We start from the raw sequence: 26,020 nt of genomic DNA on the forward strand, positions 1-26,020 counted from the left end.
AGATGTATTTTTCTTTCTCCGAATAAACATAAATTATCTTTGGGACACCCAAATACAAAATAAATGTATTGAATATCAAATAGTTTAGTGGGTGTCCCGAAAAAGTGACGAAAACAAGACATTGTTAGAAATTGCTTTCGGGTGTCCCATTGACGAAAACAAGAAGAAGAAGCTTGTGATATACTAAAAAAAAGCCTCAGAACAAATGTTCTGAGGCTTTCAATCTTATATTTGTTGGAGATATACTGACGAATTTATTTTCGATAAATTGTCAGCATAGACGATTGTAAAATTTTAATCTCGATTAAAATTACAATTCGTATTAGCCTCCAAAGTCATCAAAGGCAATGTTCTCTGGAGGAACTCCCATATCGTCAAGCATCTTAAATACCGCTTGATTCATCATTGGAGGACCACAAAGATAATATTCGATTTCTTCTGGCTCTTCGTGCTTCATTAGATATTCATCTTGAATTACCTGATGAATAAATCCAGTATAACCAGTCCAATTGTCTTCTTTCATAGGTTCTGAAAGGGCAATATGGAATTTGAAGTTTGGAAAGTCTTTTTCAATAGCTTCAAACTGATCTACATAGAACAATTCGCGTGCAGAACGACCACCATACCAGAAAGTAGCCTTACGCCCCGTTTTCTTGGTGTGGAATAAGTCGAAGATATGAGAACGCATCGGAGCCATACCAGCACCACCACCAATAAACATCATTTCTTTCTCAGTAGGTTTGATGAAGAACTCACCATAAGGTCCTGAAACCATAACCTTATCACCTGGTTTACGAGAGAAAATGAAAGAAGAACAAATACCTGGATTCACATTCATGAAACCATTAGTTTTTCTATCGAACGGAGGAGTTGCAATACGAATATTCAGCATCACGATGTTTCCTTCGGCAGGGTGGTTAGCCATAGAGTAAGCACGATAAATTGGCTCTGGATTCTTCATTTGAAGATCCCACATCTTAAATTTATCCCAATCTTCTCTATATTCTTCACCAATTTCCATACCCTTGAAGTCAACGGTAATTTTTGGTACATCAATTTGGATATATCCACCTGAGCGGAAGTCCATCACTTCACCTTCTGGCATTCTAACCACAAATTCCTTAATAAAGGTAGCCACACTGTCGTTGGAAACCACAGTACATTCCCATTTCTTAATACCGAAAACTTCGGCAGGAATTTCCACTTCCATATCTTCTCTAACTTTCACCTGGCAAGCCAAACGATAATTAGCCATCTGCTCTTTACGAGAGAAAAATGGAGCTTCAGTTGGAAGTAGTGTACCTCCTCCAGATTCTACTTTACACTCACACATACCGCAAGTTCCACCTCCACCACATGCGGAAGGAAGGAATATTTTCTCAGCAGACATGGTACTTAATAAAGTTGATCCAGGAGAAGTAATCATTTCTTTTTCTCCGTTAATCGTTATTTTTACATCTCCCTGAGGAGTCAATTTTTTCTTGGCAAAAAGTAGCACCATCACCAGTAAAAGAATAATGGTTAAAAACACCACTATACTGCTGATTACTACTGTACCTAATCCTATAGTTAATAACATAGCTTCTAGTTTTTTGGTTTATAATTTAATACCAAGGAAGCTCATGAAAGCAATTCCCATTAGTCCTGTGATAATAAAAGTAATACCAATTCCCTTTAATGGTCCGGGAACATTAGAATACTTAATTTTTTCTCGAATGGCTGCAATACCAACAATAGCGAGGAACCAACCAATACCAGAACCCAATGCAAATGATGTAGCTTGAGCCAATGATTGATACTCTCTTTCTTGCATAAACAATGAACCACCTAAGATGGCACAGTTTACAGCAATTAATGGTAAGAAGATACCCAATGAAGCATATAATGCTGGAGAAAATTTCTCAACAATCATTTCCACTAATTGTACCATGGATGCAATAACAGCAATGAACATGATAAAACTAAGGAAACTCAAATCAACATCAATAAATTCGCTATCTAACCACACTAATGCGCCTGGCTTTAATAGGAATTCATTCATTAAATATCCAATAGGCACGGTAATTCCTAACACGAAGATAACTGCTAAACCCAGTCCAACAGAAGTCTTCACTGTTTTAGAAACCGCAATATAAGAACACATGCCTAAGAAATAGGCAAATACCATATTATCTATAAATATGGATTTTACAAATATGTTTAATAATTCTTGCATTTCTTTTTCTTTAGAGGTTTAACAATTAGTCTTTGATTAATTCAGGATTTCTGCTTCTTTGTACCCAAATAATAATTCCAGTTGCTATTAAAGCCATTGGAGGAAGAATCATCAATCCATTATTAACATAACCTATATCGTATAATCCTATGGTTTCGAACACATTCCATCCTAAGATAGTTCCAGAACCAAATAACTCTCTAAAGAAAGCAATAATGATGAGGATTAAACCATAACCAATGGAATTACCAACGCCGTCTAAGAAAGAAGGCCAAGGTTTATTCGCCATAGAGAATGCTTCGAAACGTCCCATAATAATACAGTTGGTAATAATTAAACCCACAAACACTGAAAGCTGCTTGCTCACTTCATAAGCGAAAGCTTTTAATACTTGGTCAACTAAAATTACCAATGCCGCAATTACCACTAATTGGACGATAATACGAATTCTTTGAGGAATGGTATTTCTCAATAAAGAGATCACCACATTTCCTATCCCCAATACAAATAATACAGAAATTGACATCACAATAGCTGGTTCCAGTTTTGCTGTAACCGCTAATGCAGAGCAGATTCCCAATACTTGTACTGTAATAGGATTGTCTTTGCCTATTGCATTTGAAATCAGCTTTCTGTTTTTAGCAGAAAACAATGATTCTTTTTCTTGTACTTGATCGCTCATTATTTCTGATTTTTAATATATGGAACATAGTTTTTCAGACAGTCTTTCATCATGTCGTCAACACCAACAGAGGTGATAGTACCACCTGAGATAGCATCTACAGCATGATTTTGCATATTAGCAGGAAGTGTTTGAGCTCCACCTTTTTGAATAGTCACGGAAACAAATTCTCCGCTCTTATTAAAAATAGATTTGCCTACAAACTGTGATTCGAAGATTGGCGTGCTAATTTCAGCACCTAAACCAGGAGTTTCACCTTTATGATCGAAAATCACACCTACGACTGTGTTAAAGTCATCTTCAAGAGCAATATTTCCCCAAACAGGGCCCCAAAGTCCTTTTCCTAACATAGGAATGACATAAAAGGTTTTGCCTTGATTTTTTAAAACATATAGAGGTGATATAAATGCCTCACCTTGGCTTTGTTTAAATTGCTCTGCTTTAATGTTTACATCAAAAGCACGAGCATCGCCACTAAGTTTTCCATTTTCAAATGTTCCAACTATTTCCCCCTTAGCATCAACTACTAATTCTTGTGTGACGTATTTACTATACAGTTCTTCTGCATTTTCCGGAGTCGATTCAATATTAACAGAAGCTAATATCGAAGACATCTTCTCATTTTTAATATTCTGTTGCTGCATAGGCTTCAAAAGCGTTGCAGCCGTGGATAAAATTGCCGCAACAATCACAACCATTACTACAGAATAAATAAAAATGTATGAGTTACTATTACTATTCATTTCTAATTAATTTTAATGATTATTACGCAGCTATTTTTTTCATTCTATTCAATCTTCTCTTGATGTTTCCAGCTACCACATAATGATCGATTAGAGGAGCAAAAACATTCAATAAAAGAATCGCCAACATCATTCCTTCTGGATAAGCAGGATTCACCACACGAATCAATACCGCCATGAGTCCAATTAGGAAACCATAGATATATTTACCTCTGTTGGTTTGAGCAGCAGAGACTGGGTCGGTAGCCATAAATACAGCACCAAAAGCAAATCCACCAATCAATAGGTGCATGTGAGCAGGAAGTGTCATATAGGCATTAGCTCCAATTAAATTGAAAACCAATCCCATTAAATAACCACCAGCAAATACACTAAACATGACTCTCCAACTGGCAATACCAGTGAATAATAAAATAACAGCACCAATTAAAATAGCCAGTGTACTAGTTTCACCAACAGAACCTGGAATGGTTCCTATAAAAGATTCCATAACAGATGGTAATTCAGGTAATTTATCTGTTGCAGTAAGAAGATGTCCTAGAGGAGTAGCTCCTGTAGTACCATCTACTTGTTCAGCTATCCAAACTTTGTCACCACTCATTTGAGAAGGATAAGCAAAGAAGAGGAAAGCACGAGCTAGAAGAGCAGGGTTGACGATATTCATACCCGTTCCACCAAATACTTCCTTACCAATGATAACGGCAAAAATAGTTGCCAATCCTACCATCCATAAAGGAGTAGATACAGGAATAATTAAAGGGATTAGGAAACCTGAAACTAGGTAACCTTCGTTCACCTCATGTCCTCTCATTTGAGCGAAGATAAATTCCACACCCAAACCTACTACATAAGAAACGATTACCAATGGCAATACTTTCAAGAAACCATAGAAAAAGGTTTCCATAAATGTAGCAGTCTCGTTAATATTTAGAAAATGCTGATAACCCACATTCCACATACCAAACAACAAAGCTGGCATTGCTGCGATTACCACCAAAAACATAGTTCTCTTTAAATCCACACCGTCGCGAATGTGACTTCCTTTTTTGGTCACATGTCCCGGAACAAAAAGAAAGGTATCAAAAGCATCAAAAGTTGAATGCAGATACTGATACTTTCCTCCCTTTTGAAAATTCGGGCGGACTTTATCCATAAATTTTTGTAAAGCCTTCATTTATTTTTTGATTTTTTGATTAACTCATTTCTTTTCTTAAAAACTCAAGACCGTCGTGAATAATGGACTGGATTTCAATCTTAGAAGTGCTGATAAATTCCAATAATGCGAAATCCTCTGCTTCTACTTCATAAATCCCTAATTGTTCCATCATGTCAATATCTTCAGCCATCACCGCTTTGATCAATTGCATTGGATAAATATCGAAAGGGAATACCTCTTCGAACTTTCCTGTCACCACAAAAGCACGTTCACCACCTTTCATATTAGTATCTAGTTTATATTTTTTATTCGGCGTTAACCAAGAAAACATAGACTTATAATAACTAAACTGATCGGTATTTGGCATAATCCAGCCTAGGAATCGCTGATCCGTTCCCTCTGGTAGAACTGTTATTTGATGATCGTAAGCCCCAAGGAAACCTGTAAGTTCCACTTGACTACCAGTTAACGGATTACCACTAACAAAGCGCTTTTCAACATCACTTATATTATCCTGCAGAATATCGTGTAAACAAACTCCCGAAGAAGTTTTGATATAACGAGGTTTTAAAACTTCAGAACCGGTAATAGCGATAATTTTCTCGCTACATACTTTTCCTGTTAAGAATAACTGACCAATGTTTATTACATCCTGAGGATTCACTACCCAAACTACTTCTCCTTTATTGATAGGATTGAGAGCCGCAATTTGTGGACCAACCATTCCAGATGGATACTTTCCCTTAAACTCGTTTACTTGAACATTTTTACTATTCAAGAGCACTTTAGTTTTAGTAAGATCTGAGTGGATATTCACATTTACTTTTCCTTCAGTTAGTTTAGTTAAAGCATCTAAACCAGCTTGGAAAGCCTCCCCTTTTCCATGAAGAATAAAATCGTAATCAGGTCCTAGTGGTGCATTATCAAAACCAGAAATAAAAATAGCCTTTGGTTGGGCCTCTGGATTGGCAATAACAGAATATGGTCTTTGTTTTATCATTGACCATAAACCACTCTTTAATAATTTTTCGGTAACTGACTCTTTGTTTAATTTGGTAGGATCTGCTACTCCAAAATCTAATGATTCGCTTTTTGAATCTGCTGTAATGATAATCTCCAACAGTTTTCTCTTCGCTCCTCTTTTGATTTCAGATACTTCTCCACTTACTGGTGAAGTAAAAACTATATTGTCTCGATATTTATCGAAAAATATCGGTGTACCTGCTTTAACCTTGTCTCCTTCTTTTACTAAAAGTTTAGGAAAAACTCCTGTAAAATCAGTAGGTTTAAGCGCAATTCGTTTTGCTAGAACTTCGGTTATAGTTTTTTCAGCCTCACCAACCAGTTTAATATCAAGCCCCTTTTTAATCGTTGTAATTGTTGACATAAATATATGATTGACTGAAATTGTTAATTTCTAAACAGTATTTTTATTATTGTGCAAAAATAAACAATCAATTTATTTTTACGAGATATATTTTCAATTTGTTGTTAATCTAAATTATTGCGCCTGTAGAGTATTTATCTACTTCATTTATAGCACTAAAATACTTAATTATCTTGAAAAACCATAAAAAAATCGCTCCTTATAATTCTCTGAATTCATGCCACTTAAAAACATATTTAGATTTTTATATATGAATAAACTCGCATATGTTTCCCTATTTTGCAATAAATACAATATTACGCTGTTTTTTAATTAACAGAAAAATTTTTGGAGCTAAAACATCATAGAATAAACTGATATAAATCAGGTTTTGTCGTGTTTTGTTATAAAAATGCAAAATTGTCATTTTTTTTAAAAGCTGTTTTTCAGTTTAAATTTGTTATTACTTTAGCATAATTATTGCTTACTTGTAAACCAAAGATCAAAATTATAAATCACCCTTTATGAAACTCAAAAGCATAACTCTTTTTTTATTAGCCAATTTACTAATAAACATGGCTTTAATTGCTCAAAAGCCCTATTGGGACGAGTACTTTTCCGACAATATCGAGACTGTCCAATTGACTCCTCCCGGTGAACCTTTAGGCGATCCTTTTTTAGTATTAAACGATAAGAATAGTAAATTACACCTGAGCTTCGATATGTTTGGGACAGAATATCAATCATTGGAGTATACATTAATCCATTGCGATGCCGATTGGTTTGCATCTGATTTATTACCAAATGAATACCTTGATGGATATACAGAAGCTTATATTAATGACTATGAATACTCAATCAATACCAAACAACCTTATATCCACTATAAAGCAAACCTGCCCAAGAGCGATATGATGATCACCAAATCTGGAAATTACATTTTAAAAGTGTACCCTGAGGACGAGGATGACAAACCTTTATTTATTAAAAGATTTATGGTAATAGATTCTAGAGCTACCGTTGGAGGAAAAGTAAACAGGACAAGTGATCCAAGTATTAGGAAAACACATCAGGAAGTCGATTTCCAAGTTAATATCACTTATCTAGGAAGCCAGTTTCCATCTAAAGAATTAAGAGTATTTGTTCGTCAGAACCAAAGATGGGACAATATAAAAAAGGATCTTCAACCATTGAGTATTAGCAATGGTGTTATGGACTTTGACTTGGATAAAGAAAATGTATTCCCTGGATTAAATACATTTAGATATTTCGATTTCAGTAGCCAAAGATATAATTCAGAATATTTAGATAGAATCGATGTTAGTGGTGCTATTGATGAAGTTTATCTTCTTCCTTCACAGATAAGAAGAGGTCAAGAGTATGTTGAGGATCCAGATTTCCATGGCGTATATTTTATTGAAACAAAAGATTGGGCCAACTCAAGAGTAGAAGCAGAATATAGCGATGTCCACTTCTCTATGGCTTATAATGTGCCTTTATTAGATGGTGAAGTTTACGTTCTCGGCGAACTGACCAATTGGAATATAACACCCTATAATAAAATGACTTATAACTACGAAAAGAAAGCATACGAAACCACTCTGTTTTTAAAACAAGGTTACTATAGTTATATGTATGCTTTTCTTCCAACGGATGCTAAAACTGCAGATGTTGCATTCTTTGAGGGTAGCCATTATCAAACACAAAACTTCTATTATGTCTTTGTTTACTTCCGAGCTCCTGGCACCACATACGATCAATTAGTAGGTATGACTTTATTTAGAGATTACTCTATATAAGCAACTCTTTCATAACAAAAAACGATAATGCCAAATCATCTTAAGGGGATTATTTTCGCCTCTATTACTGCTTTTTTCTGGGGATTTTTAGCCATTGCACTCAAAGTAGCTACCGATTCGTTCAATGTAACCAATTTGGTATGGTTTAGGTTTACCTTTGCCTTTATGGTGATGTTAGGATATTTTGCTATTAAAGATCCCCAAAAACTCAAAATACTCATCCATCCGCCTTTGCTAGCCCTACTTGCAGCTTTAGGATTAGCACTGAATTATTATGGATTTACTAGTGGAATAAATCATACCTCCCCCAGCACAGCCCAAATAGTTATTCAACTGGGACCAATCTCATTAGGTTTAGTCGGTTATCTTTTCTTTAAAGAGAAGATTGGAAAGACGCAAATAATGGGATTTGGAGTTGCATTTATAGGATTAGCTTTTTTCTATTACAATCAAGTTTCAAAAATTATAGACAGCGAAATCAATGTCTTTAATATGGGATTTATATGGATAGTTATTGCTGCTTTAGCTTGGCTTACCTATGCCAGTTTGCAAAAGATTTTAGTTAAGAAACACGATAGCCAAATGCTCAACCTTATCATCTTTGGTTTACCTGCATTAATCTACACTCCTTTTGTATCCTTTGGAGACTTTCATGGAATTGGACTTAATAACTGGTTATTACTATTATTTCTAGGAGCAAATACCGTGATTGCTTATGGCTGTTTATCACTAGCTTTTAAATATACCGATGTTAACAAAGTATCAGTTATTATAACACTTAATCCTATCATTACTTTTATAGTAATGGCCATACTCTATCAAATGGACGTAAGCTGGATAAATACTGAAAAAATGGATCTACACACATGGCTTGGCGCTCTAATGGTCATTACTGGTGCAGTGATGGTGGTCTATTTTAAGAAGAAAGAAAAGTAGCTTGATGATTGACACTTGGTGCAGAGAGACATAGCAAGCTGGTGACTTGAAGAGCTGGTGAGCTATGGAAAACGAGTATCATGGTCATTAATCAGCACTAATTCTCTAAATCCGTGTCATCAGGGTCCTTGATGCTGGGTACTGTCAATCCATCATTTTATCCCATTGAAATCTATCTGAAATCCTTGCTTCAACAAATCCAATTTCTCTATTGCTTACTCTTCAATTTTTTCTTATATTAGATTTCGGAAATTTATCATTGAAATCATTTATAAAAAACTATTGAATGAACAAAATAAATCTTTACAAACCTATCTCTATTGCCCTAATATTATGTGCTTTAGTATTTTCTTCTTGTAAAAATGAAGCCAAAGAAGAAGCTAGTTTAACATTCACAGAGTACAGCATATCTGAAGAAATTTATTTGTTTGGAAACGAAAACTATCCCGCTTTTAATCTGGATGTTCACATCAAACTTCCTGAGGACAAAATGACCTATCAAGGCCTTAGACAAGCCATGATGAAGAGCTATTTTGACTCTTTATACCTTCCTCAGAAAACAATTCAAGAAAATCTAGAAGCATTAGCCCAAGCGCACGTATCTGAATACAGAGCCATTGAGAAGGAACTCGTACTCGACAGTATGGATATAGGCTCAAGCTATAATTGGGAAATGATTGTAAACAATCAGGTATTAAAACATAATCAATACTTTGTTTCATTTATGAATGAAATTTTCTCATTCACTGGTGGTGCTCATGGAAATACTATCAGGAACCATTATGTTTTTGATGTAAAAAATGACAAATTACTATCTGCCGGAGACCTCCTCAACCTATCTAAATGTGAAGACATCATAGAACTACAAAAAAAATCAGCTGAAAAAGCAGGAATTATCCTTGATGATATTTTTACAGGTGGCTTTAGATGCAATAACAACTTCTACCTCATTGAAGAAGGCTTTATATTTCATTACGATCAATACGAAATTGCAAGTTATGCTGACGGGCCTATCGATATTTTTATTAGCTTTACAGAAATAGCTCCTTTTTTGCTTGACGAACAACTGGCAGAAAAGCTTTTTAGTGAAACCAACAATTAAAAAAATATATTATGCTAAGTCTAAAAATTATATTCTGGGTATTCTTATTTATCATATTCTATGCCTATGTAGGCTATGGAATTTTACTATTTTTCTTAGTGAGAATTAAAAGATTATTTGTCAAGAAAAAAGGCATTTACGATCCAAGCTATGAACCAGAAGTTACACTCTTTGTCGCCGCATATAATGAGAAAGATTATGTAGACGAGAAAGTAAATAATAGCTTCAGTTTAGAATATCCACAAGAAAAAGTAAAACAAGTTTGGGTAACCGATGGTTCTGATGATGGAACTCCAGATTTGCTCCAAAAATATACCGATAGAGGCGTTGAAGTATATCATGAGGATGCCAGAGGAGGTAAAATTGGAGCCATGAACCGAGGTTTGGCTTTTGTTAAAACCCCTATCGTTATTTTCTCTGATGGAAATACCAACTTGGGTCATGAAAGCATCAGAAGAATCGTAAATATGTTTAGCGACCCGAAAGTGGGTTGTGTTTCTGGTGAGAAAAGAATCTACCAAAAAGATAGTGATTCCGCTGCTGGAACAGAAGGTATATACTGGAAGTATGAGTCTACATTAAAAAAGTGGGATGCGGAACTTTATTCTGTTGTTGGTGCTGCGGGTGAATTATTCGCCATTAGAACCAGCCTATACGAACATGTGGAAAAAGACACCCTCCTCGATGACTTTATCATCAGTTTAAGAGTGGCCATGAAAGGCTATACCATACAATACGATCCTGAGGCTTATGCCATAGAAACCTCCTCAGCCAATGTAAAAGAGGAATTGAAAAGAAAAATCAGAATATCTGCAGGAGGAATCCAAAGTATTGTTAGAATGGCTCCCCTATTGAATATCTTCAAATATGGAACTTTAAGTTTCCAGTATATCTCGCACCGAGTGCTTAGATGGACGCTTGCGCCGCTTGGATTACTTATCCTTTTAATTACTAATTTATTCATCACAGCACAAGAAGGCTTTTTCAATTTCGAAAGCATTTTTACCTGGTTCATGTGGGGGCAAGTCGTATTCTATGCTGCAGCATTATTAGGATGGTTCTTCGAAAACAGGCAGATAAAAGTAAAAATACTATTTATCCCCTATTATTTCTTCATTATGAATCTATCTGTCTATCTAGGATTCAGAAGATATATCAAAGGGAACCAATCAGTTAAATGGGAAAGAGCACAACGTGCAAAATAAAATATTATGGGATTCCTACGAAGAGTGAGTAAAAAAGTCATCCCTTTTTGGATGGGACAAAAATTAAGAGGAGCTTATCAAAAATCTCTTGGTTTATATTATAGAGGCAATCAATTTTATTGCCCATTTTGTGGTTATAGCTTTTCAAAAATGCTTGAAGACGGGTTTGATTTACCAGTGATCATAGAGAAAGAAATTATCGGTAGTGGTAGACGAGAAAACTGCACCTGCCCAAGATGCTTTAGCAAAGACAGAGATAGACTAATTTATCTATATCTTGAAAACAAAACCCAGGTTTTTTTTGAACCCAACAAAATTTTACACATTGCTCCAGAAGCATGGCTTAAAGAAATGTTCAGAAAGCTTCCGAACATTGACTATACCTGTGGTGTAAAAGAAGTCGAAGGAATGGGCTATTATTACGATAGAATGACCCGCGAACTGGATATAACCAATTTGGAGATGAAAGATAATCTTTATGATATTGTCATTTGCAATCATGTTTTGGAGCATATTTATGATGATGATATTGCCATGTCTGAAATATATCGTGTTTTAAAACCAGGAGGATGGGCCATTCTACAAGTTCCCATCTCCCCTATTATTGAAGAATCTATTGAAGACCAAGATGTCATTTCGAAAAAAGGTAGAGAAAAACATTTTGGACAATTCGATCATGTTCGAATATATGGACAAGATTATTTCAAAAGACTTCAAAAAGTAGGTTTCGAAACCCAAAGGCTTCATCCAGTAAAAGATAATTGGAATATTGCAAACCTTAAAAAGTATGCTTTAAACAATAAAGAAGAATTATTTATCGCCACTAAACCTCTTTAACAATGGAGAATAATGCATTTATCAACAGTAGTGTTTTTAATCCTTGGGTTCTTGTACTCCTTTTTATCATTCTGATAATTATCCTTATCTCAAGGTATTATACGAGAATTTCTAAAAGAAAAATCTCTTCCTTAGAGGAACAATTAAAGAAATACTCTAAAGAAAACAAGGAATTTAAAAATCAATTTGAGGAAATTGTAAGAAGTAAGACCAAGGATGTTCATCAGCAGCTAGAAATAAAAGACAAAGCCATTATTCACAGAAAGATAGCTTTAAAAAAAGCCAATGAAGCCAACTACTTAAAGAATGCATTTTTGGCCAGTATGAGCCACGAAATAAGGACTCCCTTGAGTAGTATCATCGGATTTTCAAATATGTTACTTTCTGAGCTTTCATTACTAGAAAAACCAGACCTTTACGAATACGCACAAGGCATAGCCTCCAGCAGCACGAAATTACTAACCCTATTAGATAATTTAATAGATATTAGTAGAGTTGATGCCAATAATTTCGATATTCTACTGCAAGACTCAAACCTAAACACTTCGCTGGAAAATGTCTTTCAAATATATAGAATAAAGGCACAAGAGAAGCATTTAACTATGAATTTTGTACCTACAAAAATTCCAAATTCAAAATTTGATAAATCAGTCATTGAAAAAATAATTTCACTCATTATTGATAACGCCATAAAATACACAAAACACGGCTTTATCAATTTAAGCACCTTGTTTAAAGCAAAAGAAGAACTCATCATCATCAGAATAAAAGACACCGGAGTTGGAATTGATGATAAATTCGTTCCGGTTCTTTTCGATCCTTTCCGACAAGAAAGTTTAGGATATAGTAAAAATCAACAAGGTGCTGGCCTCGGGCTTCCTTTGGTGAAAAAACTCCTTGCCCTCATTGATGGTGATATTACAGTAAAAACCAAAAAGGGAGAAGGAAGTGTGTTTAGTATTTATCTACCCTATTTAAAAGCCGAGCAGAATACCATAGCTACCCCACAAAAAACCAAACAGAAAAAAGTAAATACACCAAATTTAAAGCTGAAACGAACTCCCAAAATCTTAGTGGTAGAAGATGATAAAATGAATAGACTCGTATTTAAAAAAATGTTGGGTGATATTTCAGAACTGCATATTTGCTCCGATGGAGACAAAGCCATTAGTTATGTGCAAAATCATTTCGATAACAAAGACCATTTCGACATTGTATTAATGGATATCAATCTACCAGCACCTTGGGATGGGATAGAATTAAGTAAAGAATTAAAAAGCAGACATAAAGGATTGCAAGAAACTCCTTTTATTGCGCAAACTGCTTATGCTATGGCTGGCGATAGAGAACGAATGTTGAAATCAGGTTTTGATGATTATATATCGAAACCTATAGAAAGATCGGAATTATTCCACATTATTGAAAATAACCTAAACCAGAAACTTAGTTAAGAATAGGCAATAACTTTAGCTCAAACTCTTCTTCACTCATTAATACCTGATAGGTAGATCTGTTTCTTTGCTCCAGCTTGAATCTTAGCAAATCGTATATTTTCTCAATAAGTGCTACATCATAATGACGAATAGTGACTAATACCTGATTTTCATTATATCGAAGTTCAAATTTATCAGCTAATTCTTGAATGAGGCTATGAAAATGAGCATGATTAAAATCTACACAAACAGAAAAACTGATGGCTGAATTCTGAATCAAATTAATATGGTGTTGATGCTTGGCCAATATCTGAAAAGCCAAACCCATATTCTCCGCATCCATAAAACTAAAATCACGAGGAACCAAACTAATGAGAACTTGGTTTTTCTTCACGATAAAAGAAGAAGGCAAATTTTCATTCTTCTTTTTTGATGCTACAGTTGTGCCCAATTTCTCAGGATAATAAAAAGAACGAACCCTTAGATTTATCTTTTTCTTTTGAAGTGGCTGAATAGTTTTGGGATGAATGATACTAGCGCCATAAAATGCCAACTCCACAGCATCGCGATAAGATAACTCAGGAATAAGTTTTGTTTTCTCAAATATCTTAGGATCGGCATTATAAACACCATCCACATCTTTCCAAATAGTAACTTCCGAAACATCAAGAGCATAAGCTAATAAGGCAGCTGTATAATCCGAACCCTCACGTCCGAGCGTAGTGGTATTTCCTAATTCATTGTGAGCAATAAAACCTTGTACCACGCTAATACCATTATAATTGGAGGAGGCTTCTCTAATGGTATCCACTGTTTTTTCTAGTTGAACTCGTGCCGCTCTATAATTATCATCAGTCAAGATGAGTTGACGAGCATCTAGCCATCGACTTTCAAGTCTTGACTCCTCCATATAAGCATGAATGATTTTGGTAGAGAATATTTCTCCCATGGAAACAATTTGATCATACTCATAATCGTATGACATTAATTCTTTCAACCCAAGTCTATATTCTAATAAATTGAAATCAGAATTCAATAATTTTTTTACTTTTTCAAAATCAGAAATGAGTTCTCTGCAAATATGGAGATGCTGCTTTTTAAAAGTTTCAAATGCTTCTTTAAAAGAATGACCAGAAAAGCGTAGTCCCAACATTCTCTCTAAAGCATTTGTAGATTTACCCATGGCAGAAACCACTATCATTAGTGGTTCACGATCCGTCTTACTGACTATTTTTGCCAAATTCCGAATGCCATTTGCATCTTTCACTGATGCTCCACCAAATTTATAAACCTTCATAGTATATTTTTTACAAAAATATTCAATAATATTTAACAGACTATTGATTTATTAAAAGGAAAAGGAGTAAAATTATTGTCTGCACTTTGCTATTTTTGCAGCTTCTTTAAAAAAAGCAACAAATGATTAATTTCTATAATATCACCGACCGTCAAAACCAAGAGTATTACGAAGCTATAGAAGTTTATAAAGCTGGAACACCAGACGAACTTCAATTAAAAACGGAAGTAATTGATGAGAAGATGGATAGCGGAAATGCAGTTATCATTATGGCTAAACAGAATGTGATGCCAGCATTTATGGCTTTACTCTGGAAGCTGGAAGGAACTGATTTTATAGTAAACGAAATCATCTCTGTCATCCCTTCTTTTAAAGATGTGCCTTTTGGAAAAATGTATTTTGATGTTCTAAAGCACTCTGATTATTATCAAAATAATCATATTTTATTCGAAGCAGAAGATCCAGAATTTGGTGATAAAATAGAAAGGACAGAAAGAATCAATTACTTGCTGACCCATGGTTTTCAGTGGGTTAAAAATGTAAAAACTATTGTTCCTCATCCCACAGGCGATTCCCATGAAAATACGCTGTTAATGCTTCTTACCCAAGATAGATTTATTGAATTCTCTCTAGAGGACATCAAAAAACTATTGATCAAACTATATAAAGACTTATATCACACTGAGGAAGACACTTATATCTTAAAAGAAATATTAGCTCATCTGCCTGAAGAGATCGAAATTACTGGGAAATATGAAGTCTAGATTTATGAATATTACTATCTTTAGACTTAAAAAGCTGCTCTTTCACTTCTAATTTTATTATTAGAATGTGAATACAATTGTGCAACAGCATTAGACCAATTATTCCTAAAAAGAATGGAGAAACCTCAACGTAATCCATATTCAAATTAGATTCAATTGCTAATAAAATAAACACAATTAAGCTTATTGAAAATGAATTAATAGTGAGTGACTTTAAAAAGCTTAATATTTTTACAGATTCAACTACTCCCTTATCGTCTACAACATATAAAGCTTTAGGTTTTTTTAATCCATCATTCCATCGAAGGCTTACTTGAAACTTATTTAAACCTTCTTTTTTTACTAATACTCTTTTATTTGATTCGAGCATACTCAATTGTTAATCAAAAAATCTTTTCATTTTTAAAGTATGCTTATGTAAAATTCTTCTGTTTTAGTGGGTTTGCATAAAGCTGAAAGAACATCTTCTTTAGCTCTTCATCGCGACATCCTACCATTTTATAAAGCTCCTCTAAGCGTTCTAACATCTGTTGCTCAATATCTGAATCATAATGCTCGCTATTTTCCTGAGTATTATTTAACTGATCAAAAGCCCAGTATTGATTAGGGAATATCTTATAATATTTATAAACCTGACTATCGATAAAACGAGCCACTTCCGTATGGATATTATGCTTGTCTAGGCCTTCCTGATTCTGTTCCAAAAACTCGTTAACAGATGTACCAAAAGCCATATGAATTCTTCCTTTTGGCTGTATAATGCCATGAAGCACACTATTTAGATCCTCCCCTGATTGTTTCTCATATTTTCCTACTTTCGACAAATACAACTCTCTAAGCTTCATCAAATCACAAGGTTCCCATTCGTATGAAGTAATCACAGGAAGAATATTAATTTGCTTAAAAGCCTCCAGAGGATTCTTTCTATCATAGGTAGTTAACATTTTTAAAACAGTAGAATCTGTTTTATCCAAACCATCTTTTGTTCTTCCTTTTCTTTGAGCTATCCATGCCGATATCTTCTTTTCAGTTATGGTATTGTGCATATAGGCCGACAAGCGCTTTGAGTTTTCAAGCATTTCGCGAGGACTCCCTTCTCTAAACACGGTAAACATCCTGTTGGTTTTACCGAAATCAATAATAAAATCGTTGACCATTAGATTACTACCAAATGTAATCTCACTGGTTTCCAATCCATTATCAACCATAACGACTTGTAATATAGCTGAATCCAATAAAATATCTCTATGATTGGCTACAAAAACCGAAGGTCCATTATTCACTAATGATTCTACATTTTCTGTACTTAAGCCATCACTCGATTTCTCCAATATCCGCTTAATGGCACGATACATAAAGAGTTTCTGAAACTCAAAATTGGTAGATACTGAGGCTAACTCATTAAAAATAATAGGTTGTTCCTCTTTTGTAAATAAATAGTCCAAAGCCATCTGAAAATGTGGATGCTTGGTCATGCGCAAAACTGCATTAGGTACCTCATCATTATTATATGGTCTAATATCAGAATATATATCTTCTATCATGTGTTTTTTCTTAAATCGATGAATACTATCGGTTTCCTACTTGTTTCTGGATATTTATTTTTGGTTATGGTATCCTTATCAACGAGCTTAACATGAGGAGCTACTCTTAATTTGGCTCGAAAATGATCTTTTATTGTTTTTATAAATTGAGTGGTATTATTTGTAGATAAAATATTTATCTGAATATCGTCTGTTCCAATATGGTTCGTTGAAACTTCGATAAAATAATCGATAATATCATTAAAATCGGCCAAAACATCGTAAAGTGCTGCTGGATATAAGGTCGTTCCTTTATACTTTATCATTTGCTTACGGCGACCAATAACAGGCCCCACTCGCAAACTCGATCTTCCACAAGAACACTTCTCCGTATATCTATAGGCAATATCTCCGGTTTTAAAACGCAATAATGGCATGCCTTCAACTCCCAAAGTGGTCACTGTAATTTCTCCTGGTTCACCTTCCCCTACATTTTTATTATTCTCATCGAGGAATTCAGTTATAATTAAATCGGGATGCTCATGCCCACCAGTGCAACTGGGACATTCATTATAAGCAGTACTCATTTCAGTACTGGCATAGGTAGAATATAATTCGAGATCCCATTTCGACTTGATTCTTTCGGCCAAAGTAGACAAGCTAAAATCTTGATTCCTCAAGGGCTCGCCAATACAAATGGCTTTTTTAACGGAGCTGTTTTTATAATCAATACCATGTTGTTCTGCATATTCTATAACTTTCAATATAAAGCTTGGAACCGCAATAATTACTGTTGGTTTAATCCTTTTAATAGTATCCCACTGCAATTCTGGAATTCCATTTCCTACTCTTACTATTCCAGCGCCTAATTTTCGAGCGCCCAAGAAATAAGCCAATCCTGCCATAAAACGCCTGTCGATTGTAGTCATTAACTGAATAACATCAGTCTTTGCAACCCCACAAACTTTAAACGACATGCATTCATTATAGGCTAAACGATCTAAATCATTATCAGTTAAAGCAAAGGTTACAGGATCACCCATAGTTCCAGAAGTAGTAATATAGTCTATAATATCTTCTTTAGTAACACAGGTAAAGGCTTCATTATTTAAAAACAAATCGTCTTTTGTAGTCACCGGAATTTTCTGCAAATCTTCTACTGACTCAATACTATCAAAATCAATTCGATGAGATTTAAACAGTTGCTGATAGAATTTAGAATTCGTTTTCAGATAAGAAATCAAAGTTTTCAATTGTTCTTCTTGAAATAGTCTTATTTCATCCCTCGATTTCCATTCTATATCAGGTGATAAATTCATATTCTAAATGGTTTTCTCATACTTAATAGACAAAGTGTGTATTTTCCTAAACTTCTCAAAGACTCGTTCGCTCTCCAATTTCCTAACTGAAAACTTCAGTTTACAATCTATTCCAAAATCTTGATCAAATTGCTCTAACTCCTCATCCTTCAATATCTTCATTACAATATTCATATCGGGATATTGGAAAGTTACCTTAAACACATCCTTTATGTAAAGAATATTGATTTGAGCTTGATCAAGGGCATCTTTTGTTGCAGTCTTATAGGCATTTATTAAGCCTGGAATCCCCAATTTGGTTCCTCCAAAATAGCGAATAACTACCACAAGAATATTGGTTAAATCATAGCTTTGAAGTTGTCCATAGATAGGACGGCCCGCACTTCCAGATGGCTCACCATCATCATTAATTCTATAGGCTAATTTATCAGGATTCAGCACCCAAGAATAGCAATGATGACGGGCATCATAATACTTCTTTCTTAATTCTTGTAAATGCTCTTTTATTTCATCTTCGTTTTTTACCAAAAATGAGTGAGAAATAAATTTACTCCCTCTATCTTTAAAAAAGCCTTCTGTAGATTCGTTTATTTCTTTGTAAATATCTTCAAATAGCATATACAATCTTTATGATGCGAAAATAGCAAAGCTAACTGAGCTTTCAAAGTAGATATGAGAATAATACTATAATGAAATTATGAAGAAAGATCATGGAAACTATTATCAGCATAAAAAACCCATCTTAAATAAATATTTCTAAATAAGCTACAATCAAAAGCTAATTTCTAAACCCATATTGAAGCATGGCCCCAGAGTAACCTCTTTGTATGAAGCTATTAGCTAGTAAATCTATATTCTAGAGTTAGAGTTATAAAGATTACTTTGTTAAAGCTATTATAATGAGTCTTTGATGGCATCGTATTTTTTTGTAATTTAGTATAAATAAATAATCCGCATGAATTTGAAAAATCATTTATTAAAATGCACTCCAATATTGAGTTTGATATTCTTAATCAACCTCTTTGCTTTTAGTAATACAGAGAACAAAATAGCATCACTCTACTCTACCCGTAATTGGACAACCGACAATGGATTACCTAGCAGCGCCATTTTAGATATTCATCAATCAAAAGAAGGGTACATTTGGTTACTTACCTACAACGGGCTATTGAGATATGATGGAGTTGAATTTTTCAGATTTGACAAAAACAATTCTGATTACTTTAACACCAATAATATATTTGCCATTACCGAAACGGAAGACTCCACTTTATGGTTTGGTTCATATGGACATGGAATAATTAAATACAAAAATGAAGAATTCACTAAAATAGAAACGCCTGATTTCTTTGTCCAGCAAATTTATGCAGAGAATAATCAAAAAATATGGATTGGCACTAAGAATAGTGGTGTCTACCTGCTTGACAATTCCAGAAACACTATTTCTAAAATAGATTTTGAAGCCCTCAACAAAACCAGCATCAGCTTTTTAGGCAAATCTCCAGATGGTTGGATATGGATAGGCACAGAAAGCAAAGGAATTTTCCTCTATAAAGATGGTAATCTCAAGCAATTTGACAGACAGAATATAGCTGCATTAAAAGAAATTCAACACATCCTATTTGCTCCAAATGGAAATATTTTCTTCTCCACCTACTCGGGCTTATACATCAAGGAAAATTCTAAAATAAAAAAAATCTGGAGTTTAAATGGAGTTGAAACCAATCATTGCCTGCTCAGCAAAGACAAAAGGGTGATCATCTCCACTTCAAATGGCTTATACCATAGCGATCTTTCTGGACAACATATGGAAGCTTATCAAAATAACAGCAATCTGAGAGTGATAAAAACCATTGAAGATAAAGAAGGTTCACTATGGTCTGGGACATACAGAAATGGTTTATATCAAATTATTGACAATGCTTTCTTAACCTATACTGCGGAAGAAGGTTTGGCGACTAATTCTATTGGAGGGATTTGTGAATTAAAAAACGGATCCATATTGATTGGATCCATCAATGGGAAAATAAATCTGATAAAAAATGGGCGTATATCGAATTTCCCAATTCAACATGCTCTTCAGGGTAATAAAATATACGGAATTACTGAGGATTCTAAAGGGAATATTTGGATATGTACTTATATCGGAGTCATCAAAAAGCTTCCTAACGGAAATGAAATTCTCTATAGCACCACAAATGGTCTAAGAGGTAAATTAAGCAGATTAGCTTTTGAAGATAGCAATGGAAATATATGGATAGGAACAAGAGCCAATGGGATTAGTAGATTTGATGGGAAAAGATGGTCTTATTTCAACAAGAGCAATGGGTTATCCTCAAATTTCATTCTTGGAATTGATGAAGATTTAAATGGAAACATCATCATTAGTACCGATAATGGAGGAATAAATATTATTTCCCCTAGTGGTGAAATTAATATTCTCAATACAAATTCTGGTCTTGCTAACAATTTATGTTTCAACACCTATGTTGACAAAGATAATTCGTATTGGGTGGCCACTAAAACTGGGATTTCTCATATTACTGAGAACAATATTTTCAATTTTGGCAGTGAGAAAAGCATCCCTACCGATGCTGTCTTTGATATCATTCCTGATCAAAAAGGGAATTTTTGGCTGACCACAAATATTGGCATTATTAAAGTGAGTATAGCAGAACTGATAAAAGCTCAAACAAACTCTAAGGTTAAAATCAACTGGAAAATATATGATAAAAGAAGTGGTTTAGGTGCATATGAATGTGCAGGAGCAACGGCATCATTAATATCCAAAAAAAATGAGATCTGGGTCCCATCCATAGATGGGTTAATATGTATTAAAACAAACAAAGAAGAAAAGAACCACGGAACACCAAAAATAGTCATTAACAATATTGAAATAGACAGTATAAATTACAACTCTATTGAAAATATAAAGCTAACATCAGGTAGACATCGTTTTACCTTTAGCTATGCTAGCCTGTCTTACTCTTGCCCACAAAACATCAAATACCAAGTTAAACTTAATGGCTATGATACAAAGTGGATAAAAATGGGTGATAAAACTACTATTACCTATACCAACCTTCCTCCTGGAGTGTTTGATTTCCAAGTAAAAGCAGACAATGGTCATAATGAATGGGGAATTGCTTCAGTAAAAAATAGTATAATAATTGAGCCTCTTTTTACACAGACAGTCTGGTTTTACCTTATCCTTCTTACTTTTGCCATATTTATTGGCATAATTATGTACAGAATTAGAGTCAACACCCTTAGACAAAAAGAATCTGATCTTAAAGATTTGGTTAAAAATAGGACCACCGAATTACAAAGAAATATGGACACCCTTTTGCAAGAAATTGTGGAAAGAAAAAGAATTGAGAACGAACTTATTGCTGCTAAAGAAAAAGCCGATTCGGCTAACAAAAGTAAAAGTGAATTCCTTGCCAACATGAGTCATGAAATTAGAACTCCAATGAATGGAATCATAGGCATGACCGACCTACTCAAACAAACTAAATTAGATGAAAAACAAGTCGACTTTACTAAAACCATACACCAATCTGCAAATAATTTACTTTCTCTAATCAACGATATCCTCGACTTCTCAAAAATTGAAGCAGGCCAAATTGACTTTGAGAATATCGATTTTGATATCACCAAAGTTATTAATGAGATTATCGAAATTTTTAAGTTTAAAATACAAGAAAGCAAACTTACCTTCTCAAGTGAAATATCAAAAGAAATACCAATTTGGGTGAAAGGCGATCCTCATCGTTTGAAACAAGTTTTAATTAATCTTTTGAATAATGCCATCAAGTTTACCAAAGTTGGAGGAGTCACCTTAAAAGTATATCCTATCAAACTTACCAATACACATACTCGAATTAAATTCGATATCATAGATACAGGAATTGGTATTTCAAACTCTGGAATCAAGAAACTCTTTCAATCTTTTTCTCAAATTGACAGTAGTACAACTAGAATATATGGTGGTACTGGACTTGGGCTTGCCATTTCTAAAAACATAACCACACTAATGGGAGGAGATATTGGTGTAGAAAGTAAAGAAGGGGTAGGATCCACATTTTGGTTCTGGATTGATTATGATAAATCAATGAAAACGCATTTTATTGAACAAAAGAAAGAAGAAGATATTACCAAAAAATCTATGGCAATGAGCGAAGACCACCCAAACCCTAGGCAATTCACTATCCTTTTGGCAGAAGACAACCCTATCAATCAAAAAGTTGCAAAAATGCACTTAGAAAGATTGGGTCATAAGGTTGAAACCGCAGCAAATGGCCAAATTGCTTTAGATATGTATACCAAGAATAATTATGACCTTATTTTTATGGATATTCAAATGCCAGAAATGGATGGCATTGAATCCACAAAAAGAATAAGAGAATTTGAGGAAGATATCAAACAAGCGGAACCCATAAAAATTATCGCACTAACTGCCAATGCAATGAAAGGTGATAAAGAAGCATGTCTAGATGCTGGAATGAACGATTATATGAGTAAGCCTTTTAAACCAGAGGAACTAAAAAGAATGTTAAACACAATATTTAAATAAAACTTTTTAAAACTATCAAGATAAACTGTAATTTTGGAGTTCTAATACCAGAATTAAATAATGGAAAATAACACCAATTTAAGTCACCATAGGAAAGCCCTAAAAATTAATCTTGATCCCACTATTTACGGGAGTTTTGCAGAAATTGGAGCTGGACAGGAAGTAGCCAGAACATTCTTTCAAGCCGGAGCTGCTTCGGGAACGATAGCTAAAACTATTTCGGCTTACGATATGTCGTTTAGCGATAATATATATGGCCCTTCTGCCAATGGTAGATATGTATCTCAGGAACGATTGCTCAAAATGCTCAAAACAGAAGCTAATGAACTAACTGGTGTTTTGAAAGAAAAGATTAAACCTGAAACCAGATTTTTTGTTTTTGCCAACACCGTAACCACCATCAACTTTACTAAAGATAGAGAAGGCCATGGTTGGTTAGGGGTTAGATATCAATTAACTCCAAAAGGACAAGCCAACGAAGTAATACTCCATGTGAGGATGCTAGAAAACGACAGTCTTCAACAGCAACAAACACTAGGTATTTTAGGAACCAACCTTATCTACGCTTGCTTTCATCACCATCAACATCCCAACGCATTCCTCCAATCCTTACTCGACTCTCTGGAGAAAGATCAAATAGAAATCACCATGATTCGCATGTGTGGTCCCGATTTGGATTACGTGGACAATAGATTACTAGGGGTACAACTGGTAAAAAATGGAATGGCTAGAGCTATCATGTTCGATTCCAATGGCGATTTACAGCAACCCAGCGAAATGGTCTATAAGAAAAACCTCATGGTATTTAGAGGAGGCTTTAGACCCATCACCTACGCAGGACTCGACATGATCAGAAGTAGTTATAGTATGTTTAAAAACGATCCCGACCACGATAAAAAACATACAATTACCATGTGCGAAATTACCATGAACAACTTATTGGACAATGGCGATTTCTCGGAGCAGGATTTTTTAGACAGAGTTGATATACTGAATGGTATAGGTCAAAATGTGATGGTTTCCGATTATAGGTATTATTATAAGCTGGTTTCTTATTTCAGTCAGTTTAAAATAAAAAACCTGAGGATAGTTATTGGCTTCCACACTTTTCAGAAGATATTTAATAAGGAATACTATAGCGAGCTTAAAGGTGGTATTTTAGAGGCATTTGGAAAGCTATTTACCGATAATATGAAGCTCTATGTATATCCGTCCTACAATGGCAAAACCAAGCAGTTAAAAACCAGTAAGGATCTAGAACTTCCAATGGATTTACAATTCATCTACGAATATTTGATAACCAATAGAAAAATATTGGATATTGAACAGGTAAACAAAAAGTTCATGACTGTTTTTCCAAAAGACGTCCTGAAGAACATCAAAAATAACAATCCCAAATGGGAGACTATGGTATCGAATTATGTGAAAGACCAAATAAAAAGTAAAAAATTATTTGGTTATCAGGAATCAGAAGAATAATTCAATTTGATAGTGTATTAATGAGATTTTGGTATATTGTATGATTAAATATTTCATTATCTTTCACTCAACTACCCTCCTCTTTTACAGACTCTTAATGCAACTGTTTTAATATTTTTGATGTCTATCTATCATAGCAAATAATATACTTTTACCTCCAATAAAAATTATTATGAAAACATCAGATATTTCCCGTAAAATCTTTTTAGTATTAATTTCAATTAGCATTACTACTATATTGTTTTCCCAAGTTGAATTCAATTCTATTGGTTTAATTACAGAAGACTGTAAGGCTCCAAAGAATTTAGCTGCAAATTGTCACCCTGGTGGACCTGAAATTATTATTAATTGTGAAAACCCATATTCCATTAATCAGTGGCTACAACATGATAATGGAGTAAATACAATTGGGCTAGGTAGTAATTTAGAACTGTGGTTTGCAGCAAAATGGGACATTGAACAATTGCCCGTCATTGAAACAACTAAAATATATGCAGTCAAATTTTTTCCTAAAAACTCCATTTCATCGTTATATCTTCTTATTTGGCAGGGACCAAATGCAGGGAGCTTAATTTATGAACAAGAAATATCAGAGATAGAATATGATGAATGGAATACCTTTACACTATCTACCCCAATTCAAATTGATATAAATGAAGAACTACAAGTAGGATTTAGAATGATTTGTACAGAAAATGGAGCTGGAGCTGGAGAATATACTGACAATCCAAATTCAGATCTATTTTCAGCAGATGGTATTACTTGGCAGAGATTAGCAGACTTAGATATGCATTATAGCTGGAATCTTGGAGTTTATATATTTAATGATGAAATGCCAATGGATTTTCAAGGATATCAATTATACCGAGATAATACAATAATCAATACTGAGTTAATCCAAGACACAACATATATAGATTTAATCCCAGAAGGTACTTCAGCTTGTTATAAAGCCAAAGCAGTATATGATGATTGTGGTGAATCGGAATTCTCCAATATAGATTGTGAATCAATAATGGGCTTAGACAAAGTCATCGACAATAGAATGGAACTATTTCCAAATCCAGTTAATAATAGAGTATTTGTAGAGACACATTCACCATTTTCATTCATCACAATTTATAATCACCAAGGCCAAGTCTGTTTTAAAAAGGAAACACCATTAACAAATAAAACACAACTTGACCTAAGTAAACTAAACAATGGATTTTATTTTATAGAATTGAATAATCAGGGTAAAATGCAAAAATCAAAACTATTCATACAGAAATAGTCTAGAGGTTAATAAAATAGACATTCTTGTACCATTTCAATCTCCACAATAATTTGCTTATATAACAAATTAAAATCCATATTCTGTAATCACACTAAGATAATCTTAGGTTCCCAAGAGGGATCCACTTTGAAATTACTAAATGTGCTCACTATGCTCATTTGATTTTTTTATTTGGGATAGTATTTTAAACGAATTTTCATTATGACCCCAAATAAAAAAACCCGATTAACTAAACGCTAATCGGATTTTTAAAAATATCTGTGATCCCGCTGGGATTCGAACCCAGGACCCACGGCTTAAAAGGCCGTTGCT

The 26,020-nt window shown here is 34.2% G+C and carries 21 protein-coding genes; 10 read left to right on the forward strand and 11 right to left on the reverse strand.

The features are described from left to right. Nucleotides 1-322 precede the first annotated feature (322 nt). From nqrF to HNS38_RS15950, 6 genes are read right to left on the reverse strand one after another with little or no spacing between them, the layout of a single operon-like run. The gene (nqrF, locus tag HNS38_RS15925; RefSeq protein ID WP_172280960.1) at nucleotides 323-1,579 is read right to left on the reverse strand and encodes an NADH:ubiquinone reductase (Na(+)-transporting) subunit F; all 1,257 of its coding nucleotides are present in this window, start codon (nucleotides 1,577-1,579) and stop codon (nucleotides 323-325) included. Nucleotides 1,580-1,597: 18 nt separating this feature from the next. After that, nucleotides 1,598-2,215 carry an NADH:ubiquinone reductase (Na(+)-transporting) subunit E gene (nqrE, locus tag HNS38_RS15930; protein WP_172280962.1) on the reverse strand — a complete coding sequence of 206 codons (618 nt, stop codon included), beginning with the start codon at nucleotides 2,213-2,215 and terminating at the stop codon, nucleotides 1,598-1,600. Nucleotides 2,216-2,240: 25 nt separating this feature from the next. Next, the gene (locus HNS38_RS15935) at nucleotides 2,241-2,897 is read right to left on the reverse strand and encodes an NADH:ubiquinone reductase (Na(+)-transporting) subunit D (RefSeq protein WP_172280964.1); all 657 of its coding nucleotides are present in this window, start codon (nucleotides 2,895-2,897) and stop codon (nucleotides 2,241-2,243) included. Then, nucleotides 2,897-3,640 (reverse strand): NADH:ubiquinone reductase (Na(+)-transporting) subunit C, encoded by a 744-nt coding sequence (nqrC, locus tag HNS38_RS15940; RefSeq protein ID WP_172280966.1) that lies wholly within the window; start codon nucleotides 3,638-3,640, stop codon nucleotides 2,897-2,899. Before nqrC ends, HNS38_RS15935 begins: the two co-directional genes overlap by 1 nt. 22 nt (nucleotides 3,641-3,662) lie before the next feature. Next, the gene (locus HNS38_RS15945) at nucleotides 3,663-4,814 is read right to left on the reverse strand and encodes an NADH:ubiquinone reductase (Na(+)-transporting) subunit B (RefSeq protein ID WP_172280968.1); all 1,152 of its coding nucleotides are present in this window, start codon (nucleotides 4,812-4,814) and stop codon (nucleotides 3,663-3,665) included. 19 nt (nucleotides 4,815-4,833) lie between these two features. Beyond that, the gene (locus HNS38_RS15950; protein WP_172280970.1) at nucleotides 4,834-6,183 is read right to left on the reverse strand and encodes a Na(+)-translocating NADH-quinone reductase subunit A; all 1,350 of its coding nucleotides are present in this window, start codon (nucleotides 6,181-6,183) and stop codon (nucleotides 4,834-4,836) included. Between the two features lie 503 nt (nucleotides 6,184-6,686). On the opposite strand from HNS38_RS15950, the gene HNS38_RS15955 reads away from it, so the two are divergent. From HNS38_RS15955 to HNS38_RS15980, 6 genes are all read left to right on the forward strand, one after another. Beyond that, the gene (locus HNS38_RS15955) at nucleotides 6,687-7,961 is read left to right on the forward strand and encodes a DUF5103 domain-containing protein (RefSeq protein WP_172346706.1); all 1,275 of its coding nucleotides are present in this window, start codon (nucleotides 6,687-6,689) and stop codon (nucleotides 7,959-7,961) included. A gap of 27 nt (nucleotides 7,962-7,988) precedes the next feature. After that, nucleotides 7,989-8,897 (forward strand): DMT family transporter, encoded by a 909-nt coding sequence (locus HNS38_RS15960; RefSeq protein WP_172280974.1) that lies wholly within the window; start codon nucleotides 7,989-7,991, stop codon nucleotides 8,895-8,897. Between the two features lie 286 nt (nucleotides 8,898-9,183). Continuing rightward, nucleotides 9,184-9,999: a DUF3298 and DUF4163 domain-containing protein gene (locus HNS38_RS15965; RefSeq protein WP_172280976.1), complete on the forward strand. Its 816-nt coding sequence runs from the start codon at nucleotides 9,184-9,186 to the stop codon at nucleotides 9,997-9,999. Nucleotides 10,000-10,010: 11 nt separating this feature from the next. After that, nucleotides 10,011-11,204: a glycosyltransferase family 2 protein gene (locus HNS38_RS15970; RefSeq protein WP_172280978.1), complete on the forward strand. Its 1,194-nt coding sequence runs from the start codon at nucleotides 10,011-10,013 to the stop codon at nucleotides 11,202-11,204. A 6-nt stretch (nucleotides 11,205-11,210) separates the two neighbouring features. Further along, on the forward strand, nucleotides 11,211-12,041 hold the full coding sequence (locus tag HNS38_RS15975; protein WP_172346707.1) for a class I SAM-dependent methyltransferase: 831 nt from the start codon (nucleotides 11,211-11,213) through the stop codon (nucleotides 12,039-12,041). A 2-nt stretch (nucleotides 12,042-12,043) separates the two neighbouring features. Further along, nucleotides 12,044-13,492, forward strand: a complete 1,449-nt coding sequence (locus HNS38_RS15980; RefSeq protein WP_172280982.1) for an ATP-binding protein — start codon at nucleotides 12,044-12,046, stop codon at nucleotides 13,490-13,492. Here the strand turns inward: HNS38_RS15980 and HNS38_RS15985 are convergent. Beyond that, the gene (locus HNS38_RS15985) at nucleotides 13,485-14,771 is read right to left on the reverse strand and encodes an aspartate kinase (RefSeq protein ID WP_172346708.1); all 1,287 of its coding nucleotides are present in this window, start codon (nucleotides 14,769-14,771) and stop codon (nucleotides 13,485-13,487) included. The two genes, HNS38_RS15980 and HNS38_RS15985, sit on opposite strands and share 8 nt — an antisense overlap. 122 nt (nucleotides 14,772-14,893) lie before the next feature. Here HNS38_RS15985 and HNS38_RS15990 point away from each other — a divergent pair, with 122 nt between their 5' ends. Beyond that, nucleotides 14,894-15,535 (forward strand): hypothetical protein, encoded by a 642-nt coding sequence (locus tag HNS38_RS15990; RefSeq protein ID WP_172280986.1) that lies wholly within the window; start codon nucleotides 14,894-14,896, stop codon nucleotides 15,533-15,535. Here HNS38_RS15990 and HNS38_RS15995 read toward each other — a convergent pair. From HNS38_RS15995 to HNS38_RS16010, 4 genes are read right to left on the reverse strand one after another with little or no spacing between them, the layout of a single operon-like run. Next, entirely contained in the window at nucleotides 15,513-15,905 is a 393-nt protein-coding gene (locus HNS38_RS15995; RefSeq protein ID WP_172346709.1) for a hypothetical protein, read from the reverse strand. The two genes, HNS38_RS15990 and HNS38_RS15995, sit on opposite strands and share 23 nt — an antisense overlap. 43 nt (nucleotides 15,906-15,948) lie before the next feature. Further along, entirely contained in the window at nucleotides 15,949-17,079 is a 1,131-nt protein-coding gene (locus HNS38_RS16000) for a hypothetical protein (protein WP_172280990.1), read from the reverse strand. Further along, nucleotides 17,076-18,377, reverse strand: coding sequence for a phenylacetate--CoA ligase family protein (locus HNS38_RS16005; RefSeq protein ID WP_172280992.1), 1,302 nt, complete (start codon nucleotides 18,375-18,377; stop codon nucleotides 17,076-17,078). The genes HNS38_RS16000 and HNS38_RS16005 overlap by 4 nt, the downstream gene beginning before the upstream one ends. Before the next feature lie 3 nt (nucleotides 18,378-18,380). Further along, entirely contained in the window at nucleotides 18,381-18,995 is a 615-nt protein-coding gene (locus HNS38_RS16010; RefSeq protein WP_172280994.1) for a YigZ family protein, read from the reverse strand. Between the two features lie 337 nt (nucleotides 18,996-19,332). On the opposite strand from HNS38_RS16010, the gene HNS38_RS16015 reads away from it, so the two are divergent. The 3 genes from HNS38_RS16015 (at nucleotide 19,333) to HNS38_RS16025 (ending at nucleotide 25,705) form a co-directional block, all read left to right on the forward strand. Continuing rightward, the gene (locus tag HNS38_RS16015; protein ID WP_172280996.1) at nucleotides 19,333-22,953 is read left to right on the forward strand and encodes a hybrid sensor histidine kinase/response regulator; all 3,621 of its coding nucleotides are present in this window, start codon (nucleotides 19,333-19,335) and stop codon (nucleotides 22,951-22,953) included. A gap of 60 nt (nucleotides 22,954-23,013) precedes the next feature. Then, nucleotides 23,014-24,432, forward strand: a complete 1,419-nt coding sequence (locus HNS38_RS16020) for a TonB-dependent receptor (RefSeq protein ID WP_172280998.1) — start codon at nucleotides 23,014-23,016, stop codon at nucleotides 24,430-24,432. A 172-nt stretch (nucleotides 24,433-24,604) separates the two neighbouring features. Then, on the forward strand, nucleotides 24,605-25,705 hold the full coding sequence (locus HNS38_RS16025; protein ID WP_172346710.1) for a T9SS type A sorting domain-containing protein: 1,101 nt from the start codon (nucleotides 24,605-24,607) through the stop codon (nucleotides 25,703-25,705). Nucleotides 25,706-26,020 lie beyond the last annotated feature (315 nt).

Source organism: Lentimicrobium sp. L6 (genome assembly GCF_013166655.1).
GTDB lineage: Bacteria > Bacteroidota > Bacteroidia > Bacteroidales > UBA12170 > UBA12170.

Bases quoted from the DNA above. Each gene is read 5' to 3' on its own strand.
- HNS38_RS15995 (WP_172346709.1), bottom strand. From the start codon at position 15,905: ATGCTCGAATCAAATAAAAGAGTATTAGTAAAAAAAGAAGGTTTAAAT.
- nqrF (WP_172280960.1), bottom strand. From the start codon at position 1,579: ATGTTATTAACTATAGGATTAGGTACAGTAGTAATCAGCAGTATAGTG.
- HNS38_RS15990 (WP_172280986.1), top strand. From the start codon at position 14,894: ATGATTAATTTCTATAATATCACCGACCGTCAAAACCAAGAGTATTAC.
- HNS38_RS16005 (WP_172280992.1), bottom strand. From the start codon at position 18,377: ATGAATTTATCACCTGATATAGAATGGAAATCGAGGGATGAAATAAGA.
- nqrC (WP_172280966.1), bottom strand. From the start codon at position 3,640: ATGAATAGTAATAGTAACTCATACATTTTTATTTATTCTGTAGTAATG.
- HNS38_RS15955 (WP_172346706.1), top strand. From the start codon at position 6,687: ATGAAACTCAAAAGCATAACTCTTTTTTTATTAGCCAATTTACTAATA.
- HNS38_RS15970 (WP_172280978.1), top strand. From the start codon at position 10,011: ATGCTAAGTCTAAAAATTATATTCTGGGTATTCTTATTTATCATATTC.
- HNS38_RS16000 (WP_172280990.1), bottom strand. From the start codon at position 17,079: ATGATAGAAGATATATATTCTGATATTAGACCATATAATAATGATGAG.
- HNS38_RS15980 (WP_172280982.1), top strand. From the start codon at position 12,044: ATGGAGAATAATGCATTTATCAACAGTAGTGTTTTTAATCCTTGGGTT.
- HNS38_RS15950 (WP_172280970.1), bottom strand. From the start codon at position 6,183: ATGTCAACAATTACAACGATTAAAAAGGGGCTTGATATTAAACTGGTT.
- HNS38_RS16020 (WP_172280998.1), top strand. From the start codon at position 23,014: ATGGAAAATAACACCAATTTAAGTCACCATAGGAAAGCCCTAAAAATT.
- HNS38_RS16010 (WP_172280994.1), bottom strand. From the start codon at position 18,995: ATGCTATTTGAAGATATTTACAAAGAAATAAACGAATCTACAGAAGGC.
- nqrE (WP_172280962.1), bottom strand. From the start codon at position 2,215: ATGCAAGAATTATTAAACATATTTGTAAAATCCATATTTATAGATAAT.
- HNS38_RS15985 (WP_172346708.1), bottom strand. From the start codon at position 14,771: ATGAAGGTTTATAAATTTGGTGGAGCATCAGTGAAAGATGCAAATGGC.
- HNS38_RS16015 (WP_172280996.1), top strand. From the start codon at position 19,333: ATGAATTTGAAAAATCATTTATTAAAATGCACTCCAATATTGAGTTTG.
- HNS38_RS15975 (WP_172346707.1), top strand. From the start codon at position 11,211: ATGGGATTCCTACGAAGAGTGAGTAAAAAAGTCATCCCTTTTTGGATG.
- HNS38_RS15965 (WP_172280976.1), top strand. From the start codon at position 9,184: ATGAACAAAATAAATCTTTACAAACCTATCTCTATTGCCCTAATATTA.
- HNS38_RS16025 (WP_172346710.1), top strand. From the start codon at position 24,605: ATGAAAACATCAGATATTTCCCGTAAAATCTTTTTAGTATTAATTTCA.
- HNS38_RS15960 (WP_172280974.1), top strand. From the start codon at position 7,989: ATGCCAAATCATCTTAAGGGGATTATTTTCGCCTCTATTACTGCTTTT.
- HNS38_RS15935 (WP_172280964.1), bottom strand. From the start codon at position 2,897: ATGAGCGATCAAGTACAAGAAAAAGAATCATTGTTTTCTGCTAAAAAC.
- HNS38_RS15945 (WP_172280968.1), bottom strand. From the start codon at position 4,814: ATGAAGGCTTTACAAAAATTTATGGATAAAGTCCGCCCGAATTTTCAA.